The organism is Shewanella sp. MBTL60-112-B2 (genome assembly GCF_019655055.1).
Classification (GTDB): Bacteria; Pseudomonadota; Gammaproteobacteria; order Enterobacterales; family Shewanellaceae; genus Shewanella.
This window is the reverse complement of the sequence record NZ_BPFA01000104.1, coordinates 1-464: the sequence shown is the minus strand read 5'-3', so window position 1 is coordinate 464 and position 464 is coordinate 1. Positions and strand designations below refer to the sequence as shown.

At 40.3% G+C, this 464-nt stretch carries 1 rRNA gene; it reads left to right on the top strand.

The annotated features are described in order from the left end of the window. A 16S ribosomal RNA gene (locus K5Q73_RS21420) occupies window positions 1–85 on the top strand; the annotation flags it as partial. Window positions 86–464: the final 379 nt, after the last annotated feature.

Genomic DNA, 464 nt, shown 5'->3' with positions numbered 1-464 from the left:
GGCGTTTACCACGGTGTGGTTCATGACTGGGGTGAAGTCGTAACAAGGTAGCCCTAGGGGAACCTGGGGCTGGATCACCTCCTTACCTATACGACTAACTTGATAGTTGTTGAGTGTTCACACAGATTGCTTGTTTGTCTCTGCTCTTATTTGAGTGAGGCGAGCGACACTTGTTCTGCCTTGTTGCAGTAACAATGCTCTTTAAAAATTTGGAAAGCTGATAGTGTTAATGTGAAAGGGATGGCGATTTATCGCTGTTTGTAGCATTAGCGCGAAATTAAAAAATTGAGTTCTAAAACACTTAACATTAAGTGTCTTGGCTTAGGGTTTAACGACCTTAAGTAAAAAATTCTAATTTTGGCGAAAGTAGAAACCATTAGTTACGTACGACTGTTTTAAGCTTACCCGCTTAAAACAACGGATATTCTCATAGAGACTTATTTGGGTTGTATGGTTAAGTGACT